The sequence below is a fragment of the Gordonia sp. OPL2 genome (genome assembly GCF_003797825.1).
Lineage (GTDB): Bacteria > Actinomycetota > Actinomycetes > Mycobacteriales > Mycobacteriaceae > Gordonia.
Map to the genome: position 1 here is coordinate 76,927 of NZ_RKME01000023.1, position 15,837 is coordinate 92,763.

General features: G+C 66.8%; 15 protein-coding genes. 4 read left to right on the forward strand and 11 right to left on the reverse strand.

Translation table 11 applies throughout. From position 1 onward, the window contains the following. Positions 1-55 precede the first annotated feature (55 nt). From EEB19_RS19520 to EEB19_RS19535, 4 genes are all read right to left on the reverse strand, one after another. Positions 56-724 carry an MspA family porin gene (locus EEB19_RS19520; RefSeq protein ID WP_187589011.1) on the reverse strand — a complete coding sequence of 223 codons (669 nt, stop codon included), beginning with the start codon at positions 722-724 and terminating at the stop codon, positions 56-58. Then, the gene (locus EEB19_RS19525) at positions 721-1,434 is read right to left on the reverse strand and encodes an MspA family porin (protein ID WP_187589012.1); all 714 of its coding nucleotides are present in this window, start codon (positions 1,432-1,434) and stop codon (positions 721-723) included. The genes EEB19_RS19520 and EEB19_RS19525 overlap by 4 nt, the downstream gene beginning before the upstream one ends. Positions 1,435-1,827: 393 nt before the next feature. Beyond that, positions 1,828-2,859, reverse strand: a complete 1,032-nt coding sequence (locus tag EEB19_RS19530; RefSeq protein WP_187589013.1) for an acyl-CoA dehydrogenase — start codon at positions 2,857-2,859, stop codon at positions 1,828-1,830. Next, on the reverse strand, positions 2,859-4,010 hold the full coding sequence (locus tag EEB19_RS19535; RefSeq protein WP_187589014.1) for an acyl-CoA dehydrogenase family protein: 1,152 nt from the start codon (positions 4,008-4,010) through the stop codon (positions 2,859-2,861). The genes EEB19_RS19530 and EEB19_RS19535 overlap by 1 nt, the downstream gene beginning before the upstream one ends. Positions 4,011-4,129: 119 nt before the next feature. Between EEB19_RS19535 and EEB19_RS19540 the strand changes: the two genes are divergently transcribed. Then, a complete protein-coding gene (locus tag EEB19_RS19540) occupies positions 4,130-5,341 on the forward strand; it encodes a DUF1214 domain-containing protein (protein ID WP_187589015.1) in 1,212 nt (403 codons plus the stop codon). 2 nt (positions 5,342-5,343) lie between these two features. After that, a complete protein-coding gene (locus EEB19_RS19545; protein ID WP_187589016.1) occupies positions 5,344-6,570 on the forward strand; it encodes a sulfotransferase in 1,227 nt (408 codons plus the stop codon). Positions 6,571-6,597: 27 nt separating this feature from the next. Here EEB19_RS19545 and EEB19_RS19550 read toward each other — a convergent pair whose 3' ends face one another. Beyond that, positions 6,598-7,479 carry an SDR family NAD(P)-dependent oxidoreductase gene (locus EEB19_RS19550; protein WP_187589017.1) on the reverse strand — a complete coding sequence of 294 codons (882 nt, stop codon included), beginning with the start codon at positions 7,477-7,479 and terminating at the stop codon, positions 6,598-6,600. Between the two features lie 67 nt (positions 7,480-7,546). On the opposite strand from EEB19_RS19550, the gene EEB19_RS19555 reads away from it, so the two are divergent. Beyond that, positions 7,547-8,773, forward strand: coding sequence for an oxygenase MpaB family protein (locus EEB19_RS19555; protein ID WP_187589018.1), 1,227 nt, complete (start codon positions 7,547-7,549; stop codon positions 8,771-8,773). A gap of 34 nt (positions 8,774-8,807) precedes the next feature. Here the strand turns inward: EEB19_RS19555 and EEB19_RS19560 are convergent, their stop codons facing one another. The 6 genes from EEB19_RS19560 to EEB19_RS19585 form a co-directional block, all read right to left on the reverse strand. Continuing rightward, complete coding sequence (locus EEB19_RS19560; RefSeq protein WP_262365793.1) at positions 8,808-9,311, reverse strand: methylated-DNA--[protein]-cysteine S-methyltransferase; 504 nt, start codon at positions 9,309-9,311, stop codon at positions 8,808-8,810. Positions 9,312-9,362: 51 nt separating this feature from the next. After that, on the reverse strand, positions 9,363-10,271 hold the full coding sequence (locus EEB19_RS19565) for an SDR family oxidoreductase (protein WP_187589034.1): 909 nt from the start codon (positions 10,269-10,271) through the stop codon (positions 9,363-9,365). Between the two features lie 219 nt (positions 10,272-10,490). Further along, positions 10,491-11,375 carry a sugar phosphate isomerase/epimerase family protein gene (locus tag EEB19_RS19570; RefSeq protein WP_187589020.1) on the reverse strand — a complete coding sequence of 295 codons (885 nt, stop codon included), beginning with the start codon at positions 11,373-11,375 and terminating at the stop codon, positions 10,491-10,493. Further along, positions 11,375-12,358, reverse strand: coding sequence for a substrate-binding domain-containing protein (locus EEB19_RS19575; RefSeq protein ID WP_187589035.1), 984 nt, complete (start codon positions 12,356-12,358; stop codon positions 11,375-11,377). Before EEB19_RS19575 ends, EEB19_RS19570 begins: the two co-directional genes overlap by 1 nt. Before the next feature lie 72 nt (positions 12,359-12,430). Beyond that, positions 12,431-13,429, reverse strand: coding sequence for a sugar phosphate isomerase/epimerase (locus EEB19_RS19580; protein WP_187589021.1), 999 nt, complete (start codon positions 13,427-13,429; stop codon positions 12,431-12,433). Positions 13,430-13,470: 41 nt separating this feature from the next. Next, a complete protein-coding gene (locus EEB19_RS19585; RefSeq protein ID WP_187589022.1) occupies positions 13,471-14,652 on the reverse strand; it encodes a Gfo/Idh/MocA family protein in 1,182 nt (393 codons plus the stop codon). Between the two features lie 165 nt (positions 14,653-14,817). Here EEB19_RS19585 and EEB19_RS19590 point away from each other — a divergent pair, with 165 nt between their 5' ends. Then, the gene (locus EEB19_RS19590; RefSeq protein WP_187589023.1) at positions 14,818-15,822 is read left to right on the forward strand and encodes a LacI family DNA-binding transcriptional regulator; all 1,005 of its coding nucleotides are present in this window, start codon (positions 14,818-14,820) and stop codon (positions 15,820-15,822) included. Positions 15,823-15,837 lie beyond the last annotated feature (15 nt).

Genomic DNA, 15,837 nt, shown 5'->3' on the forward strand with positions numbered 1-15,837 from the left:
GCAGATCGTGTCTGCCGGGTGCCGCTGTCGTCGTGTGCGACGGAATCGCTCGGGATCAGCCCAGGCTGAACGGTTTTCCGTAGAGGAAGATGACGCCGCTGACGGCATCGGTCTTGACGGTCACCTTGATCTTGGCCTTGGCCGAGGCATAGCCGGCGCAGCCGTCGAGGCCGAACTTCTCCTGGCTGTAGGCGAAGCCGCCGGTGGAGCCCTTGAACTTGTAGCCGGAGACCTTGTAGTTCTTGTAGGCGGTGTCATCGCCCGAGGTGGTGCTGATCACCGGGACATAGGTGGACTGGCCGGGTCCGAGGGTGAAGCCCGCACCACCCTTGGCGGACGGCGTCGCTGTCGCGCCACCGCTCTCGCCCGGAGCGACCGAGACGCCCGCACCGCCGTTGGCGCCGGCGCCGAAGTTCACCTGGCAGCCGACGAGGTAGCCCGCCGCGATCCCGCCACCCTGGGCCTTGCCGCCGACGGTGACCTTGACCTTGCCCGACAGCCACGCCTCACGGCTGGTGGCGACGTTGGTGACGGCCTTCTGGACGTTGACGTGTTCGTCGAAAAGACGGACGGTCACCGGGGTGCCGTCGACGAGGGTCTTGGACAGGTAACCGCCGGGCAGCGGGCCGGCAGCGGCGCCACCGGCGCCGAGGCTGCTCAGGCCCACCACAACGGCACCGGCCAGACCCAGGCCGGCGGCCACACGCGAGTTGATCGTCTTCATGAATGTCCTTCTGGAATGTGAGTCTGCCTGCGGCAGAGAATTCTTGATGGTGAGACAGTGCGGGTCCAGTTGAGGCTGAACGGTTTGCCGTACAGCGTCGACTGCAGGTAGGTGCCCTCACCGTTGACGCTGCCGTCGTCGGTGTTGTAGCCCTTGGCGCCCACGGTCTTGACGATGGTGCGTGCCGAGGCATAGCCGCCGCAGCTCTCGACGTTGATGCCGAACTGATCGAGCTGGATCGCGGCCACGCCGCCGTCTTTGATGTCCTTGTCGGTCACGTCGACGACCTTGACCTGACCCGGGTTGAGCGGGATGGTCAGCGAACCCGACAGCGACGGGCTCAGTGCCTGGGTGATGCTGCCGGAGATGCCGCCCTCCAGTCCGGTGATATCGACCTGGCAGCCCACCAGCACCTTGACCGCGACGTTGCCGTTGACCCCGGCGCTGGCCTTGGCCCGGTAAGTACCCGAGAGCACCGCAGCACGGCCTGCACCGTTGTTGGCCACCGACGGAGCCGGCAGCGCCGACTCGCCGGTACGCCAGGTCTGCAGCGACTCATTGTCGATACCGGTGGCGCTCTTGAAGCCGTTGGGCAGCGCGGCCGCCCCCGCATCGCCGGCGGTCATGGTGGCCAGACCGACGGTCGCGACTGCGGCCAGTGCACCGGCGCCCACGACGCGACGCAGACCACGCTTGCTGAACTTGCTCATTCGTTCCCTCTCACAGGATGCGATGTCTTGCTGCGCAGCGCGCCGCGGCGCCGGTACGTCGAGCAACGGTCGTGCAGCGCCATCGCGTATCGCGACGGGACGTCATGGACGTGGCATGACCGATCGGCTTCGCGCAGTGGTCGGTACGTTACAGTACGGTTGTACCGATATAAGACACCGGGGTCGCTGCGGTGGAATGGGTTGCTTTGGTGCGGTATTCGCGGTAAGTGTCGGTGTGCATGGTGGGCGGACGCGACGCGAGGCATGTCGTCGACCGGGTCCCGCAGCTCGCCGATCGTGTCCAACTTTTCGCCGATCGTGTCCAACTTCTTGCCGATCGTGTCCACCACCCGACACTGTCGACAGATGTCGGGCGTGCTGACGGCCCAGGTGTCAGTCGACGATGAGCGGCCAGAGTCCGTCGGCGCCCGCGGCGAGGGCTGCGTCGGTGACCACCCGCTCCCAGTCGTGAACGGATCCGAACTCCGACCGCCATGCCAGGGCCGGCAGGGTGAACTCGTGTAGCCGATGCTCGCGGGTCGTGCTGATCGCGCCGTGCACCTGGTGAGCATTGCGGACGACGACCGAAGTGGCACGCCCACAGCATGATCGGGCCACCGCCACCAGGAACTCCAGCTTCTGATCGTGCCATGGGCTGCGCACCGCGGCGACGAGCGCGGCCTCGGTGGCGGCCTGTGCAAGAGATGTCTCCGCCGCCATGTCGGCGATCATCGACGTCACCGCCTGGAAGCGGGCGAGTGGTCGGCCGAACTGTTCCCGCTGCCCGGCGTGCGTCACGGTCAGGGCGAGTATCTGCTCGAGCGCGGCGCAGGTCTGGACGGATCTCGCCAGGGCACCGCGAAGGCGGAACCGTTCGATTGTGGTCGCGTCCACCTCGACGCCGGCGAGATCGTCGAGTCGCGCGGTGATGGTGTCCCGTGGCTCGCCGGCAACGTTCACACCAGGGTCGATCGTGACGTCGTCCGGATCGACATCGGCGACCTTCCATGCGCCGTCCGACGGCCACGCGACGACGAGACGCTCTGCGCCGGCGGCCCATCCGACCTCCCGAGCCGTTCCCGAAGCGTCGAGCACGCAGGCGGACCGGCGGGTGTCGTCGACCGCAAGACCGGCTTCGCTCAGCAGCCAGCCGGCGAGCAGGTCATGTTCGACGACGGGGGTCAGCACAGCGTGATGTGCTGCCGCGCGCAGTAATTCGGCGGCCGAGAACCAGTCGGCGCCGCTGCCGCCGGAGCTCTCGCTGCCGGTGAGTCGTGCCAGTCCAAGCTCGCCGAGTTGGTCCCACAGTTCGAGATCGGTTGCGGCGCGGTCAGTCCCGGAATCGACCTCGGACATACGAGCTCGATGTGATGAGAACACCGCCGACAGCAGGTCGACGAGTTCGGGGTCGGTCTGGTGGCCCATCAGCGCAACCCCAGTCCGCGAGCGATGACTCCGCGCAACACCTCGTTGGTGCCGCCTCGCAGGGTGAATCCCGGTCGCTGCACGACGGCGGCCTCCACCAGCCGACGATGGTCGGCGAGTGCCGGATCGGCGTCGTCGGTGAGCGTGTCGGCGAAGTCGGCGATGTCGCCCTCGCTCGTGGTGCCGAGCACCTTGACGACGGCGGCGGCGGTGTCGGCGGGTTCTCGTCGGGCGAGGGCGCCTGCGACGGAGGTCGACATCTGGTGCAGTCCCGCGAGGCGTGCGACGTGCCGGCCCAGGTCGGGGTGGCGGGGAAGGGCGTCGTTCCGCATCTGTTCAGTGGTCTGGCAGAGCAACGGGAACGTCGACAGGAAGCGTTCGGGTCCACTGCGCTCGAAGGCGAGCTCGGAGGTGACCTGCGTCCATCCTTCGCCGATGGTGCCGAAGACCCGTGCGTCGGAGACGAACACGTCGTCGAGGATCACCTCGTTGAAGTGGTGTCGGCCGTCCATGGAACGGATTGGGCGGATGTCGACGCCCTCGGTCCCGAGGTCGACGATGAACTGGCTCAGTCCGCGATGGCGGTGTGCGGGGTCGAGCGGCGCGGACCGAGTCAGGCAGATGAAGGCCTCGGCACGGTGCGCGCCGGAGGTCCACACCTTTGTCCCGGTGATCGACCACCCGCCCTCGACCCGAGTGGCGCGGGTCCGCACGCTGGCCAGGTCCGAGCCGGAGTCGGGTTCGCTCATCCCGATCGCGAAGAAGCAGGTGCCCGCCGCTATCCGTGGAAGGTGGTCGCGCTTCTGTTCGTCGGTGCCGTACTTGAGAAGTGACGGAACGATCTGCCGGTCGGCGATCCAGTGTGCCGCCACCGGCGCGCCCGCGGCCAGGAGTTCCTCGGTGACGACGAACCGTTCGAGTGGACTCCTGCCGTGCCCGCCGTACTCGACCGGAACGGTCATGCCCAGCCAGCCCCGCGCGGCCAGCGCGCGGGTGAACTCCTCGTCCCAGCCGGTCAGCCAGCTGTCGACCTCACCTCGAATGTGCCCGGCCGCCCGATGTTCGTCGACGAAGGCACGGACCTCCAGGCGCAGCTCGTGGTACTGAGCGGGGTCGTCGATGATCGGGGGGACCAGGCGGAGGTCGGGCATGACCTGCACGATAACCCGCGCTGCTGGTGCGGGATCGTCGAACTCCGGACACGTCAGGGGAGATGCGGAGATCATGGAGTCACCGACACGACGGATCTGTGGTCGAAGAAAGGTGGGCGATGAACGGACGCACGATCGCGACAGCTGCGCTGGGACAGTTCAAGAAAGCCCGCGTGGCGTATCTGCGACTACGCGGCCGGACTCTCGACGATGTGGCCGAGCAACGAGTCGTCAGCGGCACGACGTGGGACGAGTTCTGTGACACGCTCAAGTCGGCGGGCGCCGCGATCGTGTTCCCCGGGACACCGACCGATCCGCTCACCCAGGCGGAGGGATACCGCTATCTGAGCCGCCTCACCCGCGCCGGACTCGAGGCGTTCGTGGAGTACGCCGACCCGCGGGCACCGGTGCTCCGGCGCATGATCCACGAGACCGCCAAGATGGGGTCCGACAACCCCGACAACCACTACCTGAACGCGTCGATCGACGGAACGCTCGACTATCGGATCTCCGGTACCCGCGGCACCGTCGACTATCTGGGATTCGGTACTCAGGAAGGCAATTACGGTGAGGGAGGCCAGATGCCGACGACGGGATACGTCGAGGCCGCCGACCTCGACATCGGGCCCGACGGTCGCTTCGAGCTCATCCTGAGCGCCACCGAGCACGATGGCAACTGGCTGCCGATGACGCCCGGGACCGGATTGTTGATCGTCCGTCAGACGTTTGCCGACCGGGAGACCGAAGTGCCCGCCGATCTCACCATCGAGTTGTTGGAAGGGCCGCCGGGGGCGGAGGGATCGGGCCGAGTGACTCCCGCTCCGCTGACGCCTGCCCGTCTCGACGCCGGGCTCGGTAAGGCCGGTCTTCTCGTGGCGGGCGCCTCGATGCTGTTCGCGAAATGGGCCCGGGACTTCCAGAAACACACCAACGAATTGCCGATGTTCGATCCGGAGCGGTCGACGAAGGCGGGTGGGGACCCGAACATCATTTATTACCACAGCTATTGGCGACTCGCGCCGGATGAGGCACTGCTCATCGAGAGCGAGATCCCGGAGTGCGATGGGTGGAACTTCCAGCTCGACAATCACTGGCTCGAGTCCCTGGACTATCGCCATCACCGGATACACGTCAACAAGCACACCGCAAGCTACCGCCCAGACGGGAGTGTGCGGATCGTCGTCGCCCACCGGGATCCGGGTCTGCCGAACTGGATCGACACCGCCGGCCACGATTGCGGCGCGATGAGCTTCCGGTGGATTCGGGCCGCCACCCATCCGCAGCCGCGAACCCGTGTCGTGTCGACTGCCGAACTGGCGCAGATGGATTGACGATGTCCGCCACGTTCACGCCGTTCCGTCGCCGACCCATCCGGATGCTCAACGGCGTGGGCGAGCGTCTCCGGGCGCGCGGCGTGTCGGTGGTGGACCTGTCGGCGGACACGCTCCGTCGACGGGCCGAGAAGGCCACGGGGCTGCCCTGGGTCACCGACCCGCAGTCCGACGAGGCGCTCGACGTGCTGTGTACCTCGATCGTCGAGGAGGCCGGATTGAGCCTGTTCGGGGCGTTGGTCATCCGGGCCCGGATGCACGGAATCCTCTGCACGCGACTGCGGGTGGCCGACCTCATCCGCGACCGCCCGGACATCACGGGTGTGTCCATCGAACCGCCGATCGTGATCGCGGGTCTGCAGCGCAGCGGAACCACCATGCTGCATCGGCTGATCGCGGCCGATCCCCAGGTGCGCGCCGTCGGGTCGTGGGAGGTCATCCACCTTCTGCCTCGCAAGCGCGAGAGGCCGGGCAGGCCGACGATCCGGGTCGCCCAGACGAGGATGGCCGAGCTCGCGCTGCGCTATCTGAATCCGCGGTTCTTCGCCATTCACGCGGTGGAGGCCGACGGCCCGGAAGAAGACGTTCTGCTGCAGGAGTATTCGCTGCTGTCACAGGTGCCCGAGGCCATGCTGAACGTACCGTCGTACTCGGCCTGGCTGCGCCGTCAGGACATGCACGGGTCCTACGCGTATCTCAAGATGCTGCTGCAGGTCCTGCACGACCAGAATCCGCAACCACGCTGGGTGCTGAAGACCCCTGCGCACCTGGAGAACCTGTCCACGCTGCTCGACGTCTTCCCGGGTGCGCTGATCGTGCAGACCCACCGTGATCCCGTCCGCACCACGGCGTCGTTCTCCAGCATGCTCGCACATGGGCATTCGATGTTCAGTGACCACGTCGACGCCGAGTCGGTCGCGCGGCACTGGCTGGAGCTCAACGGCGCCATGGTCGATCGCGCACTCGACGTGCGGGCGCAACACCCCGAGGTCTTCGTCCATGTGCACTATCCCGATCTCATCGAGGACCCGCTCGCGGAGGTCGAGAGAATCTACACGGCTGCGGGTTTCGCGCTCACCGGCGAGGTGCGGGCACGAATGGAACACCATCGCGCCGGGCACGGGCAGAACGCGCACGGCGTCCACAGCTACGACCTCGAGGACTTCGGATTGACCGTCGATGAGGTCCGCGCGGTGTACTCGCGCTACCGCGCCGCGTTCGGCCTCTGAGCGTCGTATCTCGGCGGCGAGCTCCGCTCACGCCGAGATCGCCGACGGCCATGCCGTACCGGTCAGGTCCTCGGCCTTCGCCCACAGCCGGGCCGCGGCGTCGAAATCGCAGGCGGCCGTGGACCGGCCGAACAGCACCGGCTGCCCACGCAGCGCCCAGATGCCGTCGACGCCGACGTAACTCCCCGGAGCGATCGGCTGCGTCAGACAGTAGAGCGTGGTCTGGGCGCCGGCGTCGACGTCATTCGCCAGTCGGGACGCGGCACCCTGGACGACCCTGTGAGCGATGCCCAGGTGGGGCTTGTTGGAGATGTTCGACGCCACCCAGCCCGGCGTGGTCAGCATCGCGCTCACCGGGGATCCGGCGGCACGCAGTCGTCGATCCAATTCCAGACCCCACAGCATCACAGCGAGTTTCGACCGCGCGTAGGCACGTGGCGGCGTCCAGCGTGTGCGGGACAGATCGAGGTCCTCGGGATCGATCTGCTTGGTGCCGCGGTGGGCATCGGAGGCCACCGACACGATCTGCCGTTCGATCCGCGGCAGGAGGAGATTGGTCAACGCGAACGGACCGAGGAAGTTGGTGCCGATGCCCAGTTCGAAGCCGTCGGCAGTCCGACGCCGCTGGTGTGGGAACACCCCGGCGTTGTTGATGAGGTGATCGACCGGTCCCTCGAGGGTGTCGGCGAACGCACGTACCGACGCCAGGTCGGCGAGATCCAGGTGCGCCACCTCGCAGTCGCCACCGAACTCACGGGCTCGCTGAGCGCCCAGTTCGACGTCGCGTACGGCCAGCACCACTCGCGCCCCGGCCTGCGCCAGCGCGCGTGCGGTTGCCATGCCGAGTCCGTTGGTTGCGCCGGTGACGACGACCCGTCGTCCGGCCAGGGTGCGCAGTGTCTCGTCCATGACCTCCGAGGGTAGGCAGCAGAGACGAGAGATTGTCCCGAGTGAGACGAATTGCTAAATTGGTCTCATGACTGCGACGACGGATGTCTCCCGCGTGCTTCCCCGACGGCACCGTTCCGCCGACGCACGCGGCCGTCAGATGGGCCGGCTGCTGCGGATCTACTGGAATCTGCGCGAGCCGTCGGACGCCGATCTCGCCGCACTGGGCGAGCGGTTGATGCGGCGCGACGAGCCCGCCGCGGCGCTCGTGCGGGCGATGCGCCTGCCCAAGGACGATCCCGAACGTGTCAGCATGGGTCGCTTCCACCACGCGCTGGACGCAGGCGTGTCCGCGGATGACCCGACCGCGTTGCGCGACTTCTTCGCTCAGGTCGAGGCCACACCGGCGTGGGTCGATCGGGACCTCTGTGAGCGCGGCGCCACGGTCTTCCGCCGTTTCGGGCAGAACGCCAACGACGTGCTGCTCCAACTGTCCCTGATCGGCGGCTATCGATTCGGCGGGCCGGTCGACCTCCTCGCGGAAACCGGTGGGCTGTCGGGCTCCACCACCAAACGGCGTCTCGGCGAGACGCAGACCTGGGCCATCGCCGTCGGTCGCGAGGGTGGCATGGATCGTCATGGGGAGGGCTGGAAGCTCACCGTGCACGTACGGCTCATGCACGCGCTGGTCAACGCGTCGTTCGAGCGCAACGGCCGGTGGGACAGCACGCAGTGGGGCCTGCCGATCAATCAGAGCGACCTCGCGTCGACGCTGAACCTCTTCAGCGGCGCCCTGATGATGGGTGTGCGTGCTCTCGGAGTACCGATCAGCCGGGAGGACTCCCGGGCGATGATGCACCTGTGGAAGTACGTCGGATGGCTGATCGGGGTCGACGACGACTGGCTCTTCGACGACGAACGTGATCAACACCAGCTGAGCTACGCGATCCTGTTGTCGCAGGCCGATGTCTCGGTCGCCGGTCCGCAACTCGCCGGCGCCCTCGTGGACGTGCAGCGGGATCTGCACTATCGACATCTGCCCGCGGTGTCCGCAACCTATACGCGGGAACGTCTCCTGAGCATGCTCGAAGGGTTCCTGGGAACCCGCGGCATGCGGGACCTCGAACTGCCACATCGAATTCCGTGGGCATTCGGAACCGCATGGGTGCGCAATACGATCAGCTACCGACTCATCGGACGGACCCCTGTCGGCGGGCGGTATCTGGAGTGGTGTGGTCGGCGGGCCCGGGACCGTGCCCGTTACCGGCACTTCGGCGACGCCGGGGCCGAGATCGGTGCGCTGCCTGCGGAATAGGGGCGATCCGATCGAATCCGGTGCGGCCCGAACGTCAGAACAGACGCCACCCGCGGAGGTGTTCGGGTTCCTCGAGTTCGAGCAGTCGTCGCTTGCGGTCCAGGCCACCGGCGTATCCGGTCAGTGATCCATCTGCACCGATGACCCGATGGCAGGGGATGAACACGCCGATCGGATTCTGCCCGAGTGCCCGGCCGACGCGTTGCGCCAGGAACCGGTCGCCGAGTCGGGCCGCCAACTCGCCGTAGGTGATCGTCTGCCCGTAACCCACGTCGCGCACTGCCGTCCAGACTTTGACGTCGAAATCATCGCCGTCGGCGCGCAGGGGGACGTCGAAGACCGTACGGTCGCCGGCGAGATACTCCTCGATCTCGTCGACGGCGCGGCCCAGCAGAGTGTCGCCGTGCGGGGCGGTGTGCACGCCGAACGTCGAGGTGTCGTCGGCGGCGAACCGGCAGCCGACGAGGACCTCGCCGTCGGCGATCAGCGTCGTGTCGCCGAGCGACGTGGAGATCGTCGTGTGTCGTACGGTGCTCACCGTTGTGCTCCTCATCAGGTCACCACACCGTACGACGACCGACTGACACTGTCACCCGTCGAGCGTGGAGGTCTCCTCGGGCGGGAGGTTGCCGCTCACGACATTGCGCGCACTCGTGAACCGATGCAACGAGGCGACCTCGGCGTCGACCCGAGCGAGATGACGTTCCGCGATCCCGGCGTACAACCTGTCCATGATGCGGGATGCCAGAACCGGTTTGAGCCAGGCGGTCAGGGCGACCCACGATGGCACATACACCCGACGGCTACGCCTCGCCAGGCCACGCGTCATCGCGGCCGCGCAGTCGTCGACCGAGATGATCGCACGCATCGGGGCGGGGAGTTCGTCGAGTGCATCGAAGAACGACGGCAGGTCCGCGGACGCGTCCTGGACCAGTGGTGTGTCGATGAACAGCATGTGGGCCGAACCCACTGCGACACCGCGGAATCCGACCTCTGCGCGCAGCGACGCCGCGAGATGATCGACCGCGGCCTTGCTTGCGTTGTACGGCGAGAATCCCACCAGCGGGACGAACGCCGCTGCCGACGACACGACGAGGATGTAGCCCTTCCGTTCGATGATTGTGGGCAGGGCGGCCCGGAACGTGTTGAAGATCCCCGTCAGATTGACGTCGACGACGCGCGCGAACGCTGCCGGGTCGACCATGCTCAACGAGCCATACGACGCCATACCCGCATTGGCCAGCACGAGGTCGATCCCGCCGAAACGCGATACACCGTCGTCGACGGCGGCTTGGACCTGAGCAAAATCGGAGACGTCGACCCGCCGCGCGATCGCGTGATCGGCCCCGATGTCGTCGGCGAGGTCCCGCAGTGGTGGCTCATCGATATCGAGGAGGACGAGATCGGTGCCGAGTCGGGAGAGTGAAAGCGCTGTGGCCCTTCCGATGCCACGCGCGGCACCGGTGATGACGGCGACCTTGCCGGACAGCGAGGCCAACTCGGCCGGCGATGATCGGGGTGGACACGCTGCAGGCATGATCGGCTCCTCGCGGCGGGTGGCGGATGGAAACAGTATGCGCGCCACGTCGCCGGCCTGTACACGCTCATAAGGCCTGCTAAACATCTCACTTCGACGAATGCGGCACGAACGCGAAGGACTCCCGGGCGTGTGCGACGCTTCCGGGAGTCCTTGCCGACGGATCAGAACGAGACGTCCTCAGCGACCCCCCTCGCGGTACTTGTCGACGTAGGCGCGCATCGTCTCGAGTTGATAGCGCGACACCTCGGCGGCGTTCTCGTTCTCGGCGAACACCGACGACACCATGACCGTGTCGTCGCGATCGTAGAACCCGAGTCGACCCAGTCCGCCGAAGAACTCGTCCCAGTCGACGTCGCCGTCACCGATCTTGAGGTGCTGATGGACGCGAACCGCGTTGCCGGGTGGGTTCGTGATGTAGCGCAGGCCGTGGGAGCGATGATGATCCATCGAGTCCGCGACGTGCACCAGCCGTAGACGGTCGCCGGCGGCAGCCATGATCTCGGCCATGTTGCCACCCATGTGGAAGCTGTGGCACGCGACGTAGACCATGCCGATGTTCGGGGAGTTCACCCCGCGGATGATGCGGATGGCCTCGAGGCCGTCCTCGACGAAATCGTCCGGATGCGGGTCGATCCGGACGTCGATACCCTCTCGCTCGATGATCGGGACCAGTTCCTCCATCGACCGGAAGAACGCCCGCTCCGATTCCTCGGCTCGTTCGGGACGACCGAAGAACTCGGTGTTGATGACGTTCACGCCGAGATCCACGGTGATCTGGATGACCCGCTTCCAGTTGCGGACCGCGGCCTCCCGCGCATCCTCATCGGGTCCCGACCACCGCAGCACCGGCAGAACCGAGGCGATCCCGACGCCGGCGTCGGCACATGCCCGGCGAAACCTCGCGACCAGATCATCATCTGCCCGAGGGTGATTGAAGAACGGGATGAAGTCGCGATGCGGGGTCAGCTGAAGGTACTCGTAACCCAGTTCGGCGACGAGGGCCGGGAACTCGAGTAGCTCGTGGCTGTGATGGAACGGGGTCGGGTCGAGCGCGATCTTCATCAGCGGGTTCCCTTCTCCGCGTAGTCGGCGATGGCGTCGATGTTGCTCTTGTCGATGAACGCCGGTCCGGTGAGTGTGGGCAGACCGCCACCGATCACGTTGCGGTTGTTGAGATAGAGCCACAGCGAATCGACGGCGAGATAGCCCTGCAGGAACGGCTGCTGGTCCACCGCCCACTGCACCGAACCGTCCTTGATCGCCGTGACCAGCGCCGCATTCGTGTCGAAGGTGGCGATCTCCGCATTGCTGCCCGCGTTCTCGGCGGACTTGACGGCCGTCAGCGCGATCGGCGCGCCGAGGGTGATGATGTGATCGACGCTCGGGTCCTCCTGCAGCTTGGCTGCGATGGTCGACTGCACGCTCGGCATGTCGGTGCCGTTGACGTTGAGCGTCTCGACGACGCCGCCCCCTGCCATGCCGGCCTTGACTCCGGCGCATCGGGATTCGAGTGCGACGTTGCCCTGATCCTGGATGACACAGACGACCTTCTTGGCGCCCTCCTGCTTCAGCCGCTGACCGGCCGCCTCGCCGGAGACCTGCTCGTCCTGACCGAAGAAGGACTTGGCGCCCATCGCCTTCCACGCATCGATGCCGGCGTTGAACGCGACAACGGGTAGCCCGGCATCGGTGGCCTTCTTGACGTTCGGGGCGAGGGCCTCCGGTTTGGCCAGGGTGACCGCCATGGCATCGACATCACTGTCCAAGGCGTTCTGCACGAGGTTGGCCTGGTTGGGTGCCTCGAGTTCCGACGAGTACTTGAGGTCGATGTTGTCCTTCGCCGCGGCGGTCTCCGCACCCTTGCGGATCAGATCCCAGAACGTGTCTCCGGGCGGACCGTGGGTGATCATCGCGACGGTGAAGCGCGGGGTGTCCGCGGTCCCGGCGTTCATGCCGCCGCCACTCGAGTCGGGCTTGCCGCCTGTGCTCGAGCACGCGGTCATCAGTGCCAGGACCGCGGCCGCGGTGCCGGCGATGCGCACCATTCGTCCTCGGCCAGTGTGTGTCTGCAGGGTGCGGGTGTTCGTCATCGTTGACTCTTCTCGTGATGCCCGGTGTCAGCGCACCAGCGCGGAGTTGGCGGATCTCAGACTCTCGGCAGCGACCTGCAGTCCTTCGAGGGCGCCGAACTCGACGTCTTCGTGTTCGATGTTCACCCACATGTCGGGGTCGACCTTCTCCAGTGCCTGCAGGAAGCGGGCCCAGAAGTCGACGTCGTGACCACGGCCGACGGCGACGAAGTCCCACGCCGAGTCCTCGGGCCACTTGTTGACCACATGCTTGCCGCCCAGTCCGGTCGGGTTGTCCGACAGCGGGATACGGGTGAAACGCTCGTCGAGCACGCCATAGATCTTGCAATTCTCGTTGATGCGGGTGTCCTTGGCTGCGGCGTGGAACACCAGCGGTCCCAGCCATTCGATCGCCGCGACCGGATCGATGCCCTGCCAGAACAGATGCGACGGGTCCATCTCGGCGCCGACGTTGGTGGCGCCGACCTTGTCGACGAGACGCTTGAGGGTGGGCGGGTTGAACACCAGGTTCTGCGGGTGCATCTCGATGGCGACCTTGACCCCGTGCTCGCGGGCGAGGGCGTCGATCTCGGTCCAGAACGGCACCGCGACCTCATCCCACTGGTAGTCGAGGGAGTCGAGATAGCCTGAGTCCCAAGTGTTGACGTGCCAGGCCGGCCACTGTCCACCCGGGTGGGCGTGGGGCAGACCGGACATGGTGACGACGCGGTCCACACCGAGTAGTCCGGCCACCCGGATCGCCTTACGCAGATCCTCGGCGTCCTCCGGGCCGACCTCGGGGTCGGGATGCAGCGGGTTGCCGTTGCAGTTCAGACCTGCGATCGACACCCCGGTGCCGTCGAAGGTCGCCAGATACTCCTGCGGGGTGACCGCGCCGGAGAGCAGGTCGTCGACCGGCAGATGCGGTGTCGGCAGGAATCCACCCGCGTTGATCTCGGCACCCGTGAGTCCCAGCGATCCGATGATCTCCAGGGCCTCGCGCAGCGGCTTGTCGTGCAGGATGGCGGTGTACACACCGAGCTTCATGATTCGTTGGCCTTTCGAAAGAGTTTGTACGGGAATGGTTCTCAGACGACCTTGACGGTGGATCCGCCACCGAGGGCCGATTCGGTGATGGCGGCGACGGTACGCATGCTGTGGACGCCGGTGGCGAAGTCGGGCACCGCTGCCAGCCCTCCGTCGATCCCGGCGACCTGATCGAGGAATGCGCGGGCCTGGTAGGCGAAGAACTCGGCCTTGCCGTGTCCGACGCCGCCCGCGTCCATGGGCAGCCCGCCACGGATGTAGGGATGGTCAGGACCGATGATCACGCGACGTGGGCCGGCGAGCTCAGGGCGATCACCGACGACGGAGATCTCGTACTCACTTGCCCGGAACAGCTGCCACGACGCCGAGCCCTGTGAACCGAAGAGCTCGAAGCCCAATCCGTCCGGCAGGGCGTGCGCGACGCGTGAGGCGGAGAAGGTGCCGATGGCGCCGTTGGCGAAGGTGGCGGTGAACGTCGCGACATCCTCGTTCTCCACCGGTGCCATCTCGCCGGTCACCTCGGCCTTGGTGTGGCCGTAGGTGGTGCCGACCGGGACCGGGCGTTCGGTGATGAGTGTGTGGAACGTGGCTCCGCTGACCTCGGTGATCGGACCGCACACGAACTCCGACAGGTCGATCAGGTGGCTGCCGACGTCGGCGAGCGCGCCGGTTCCCGGTCCGCCGCGATAACGCCAGGTGATCGGCGACGTCGGGTCGAGGCCGTAGTCGCACCAGTAGTGACCGTTGAAGTGCACCAGCTCTCCGACGGTTCCGGCGGCCAGTTCGCGCCGGATCTGCTCGACGGCGGGTGAGCGGCGGTAGGTGTAGCCGACGCCCGCCACGCTGTCGGAGCGCTCCGCGGCGAGGAGCATCGCCTCGGCATCCTCGGCCGAGCCCGCGAGGGGCTTTTCGCAGAGGACGTGTTTACCCGCTGCCAGCAGGCCCTCGACCATCTCGCGATGCAGGTGATTTGCGACGACGACGCTGACCACGTCGATGTCCGAGGCGTCGGCGATCGCGGTCCAGTCGTACTCGGCGCGCGCGTACCCGTAGCGCTTGGCGGTGTCGTCGGCGACGGCCTGGTTCGCGTCGGCGATCGCGACGAGCCGAACGTCAGGGCGATCGGTTCCGAACAGGGTGCTCGCCATCCGGTAACCCGCGGCGTGTGCGCGGCCTGCCATTCCGCCGCCGATGACGGCGACTCCGATGGATTTCTCGGTCACTGGGCCAGCTCCTTCGTGCTGATGTCCGGTCTGTTTCCGGCGTGGTGGGGGTCTCAACTTGTCCGGTCTACTAAACCGGTCTAGTTCCGGTACTATGAACCGGGTCACACGGGTCTGTCAAGCCCTACGGGTGACGGCAGCCGTGCAGGAAGGGAATCGGAGTTGATGAACGCGTCGAGTCGTCCGACGATGCAGGATGTTGCGGACCGGGTGGGGGTGTCGAAGGCGACCGTCTCGTTGGTCTTCCGTAAGGCGCCGGGGGTGGGTGAGAAGACCCGCGAGGAGGTCCTGAAGGCGGCCGAGGACCTCGGCTACCGTATGAACCGAGCCGCTGCGCTCATGACCGCACGCCGATCGCATCTCATCGGCGTGGTGGCCCAGATCAGCAACAGCTTTCACGCCGAGATCGTCGAAAGTATCGTCGCCGCAGCCGATGTCGCCGGATACGAGGTGGTTCTGGGTGCCGTCACGCCCACGCACGACGAGACGCGTGTCATCGAGACGCTGATCGATTTCCGTTGCGAGGGAATGCTCCTCGTCGGGCCGGAGGTGGAATCCGGCGTGATCTCCCGGCTGGGCGAGCGCCTGCCGACGGTCGTCATCGGACGACGAGTGGGCGCGTCGTCGGTCGACGTGATCCGGACCAACGACGGCAAGGGGATCGCGGGGGTCGTCGACCACCTCGTCGGCCTCGGGCATCGCCGGATCGTGCACGTCGCGGCCGGCCCCGGAGTGATCGCCAAGGACCGTCGTACCGGGTTCGTGACCGCCATGCGACGACACGACCTGCCGACCGAGCGCGCCGTCGTCGACGCGGGCGATTTCACCGAGGAGGCGGGCATGGCCGCGGCTCGCCGTATCCTGCGCGGAGATTCACCGACCGCCGTGGTGTGCGCGAACGACCGCCTCGCCGTCGGTGTGCTGGACGTGCTGCGCCGCGCCGGCGTCGACGTGCCCGGTGACGTGTCGATCACCGGCTACGACGACAGCGTGCTGGCGCGCCTGTCGAATGTGGATCTCACCACCGTCAGTCAGCAACCCAAGGCGCAGGCCGAGCAAGCGATCGAGGCGGTCGTCGGTCGGCTCGACGGTCAACGGACCGTCCGCGTCTCCTCCACTTTGATCCCCGATCTCGTGGTGCGGGCGACAACTGCTCCCGCGCGCTCCTAGCCCACTCCCTCCCGC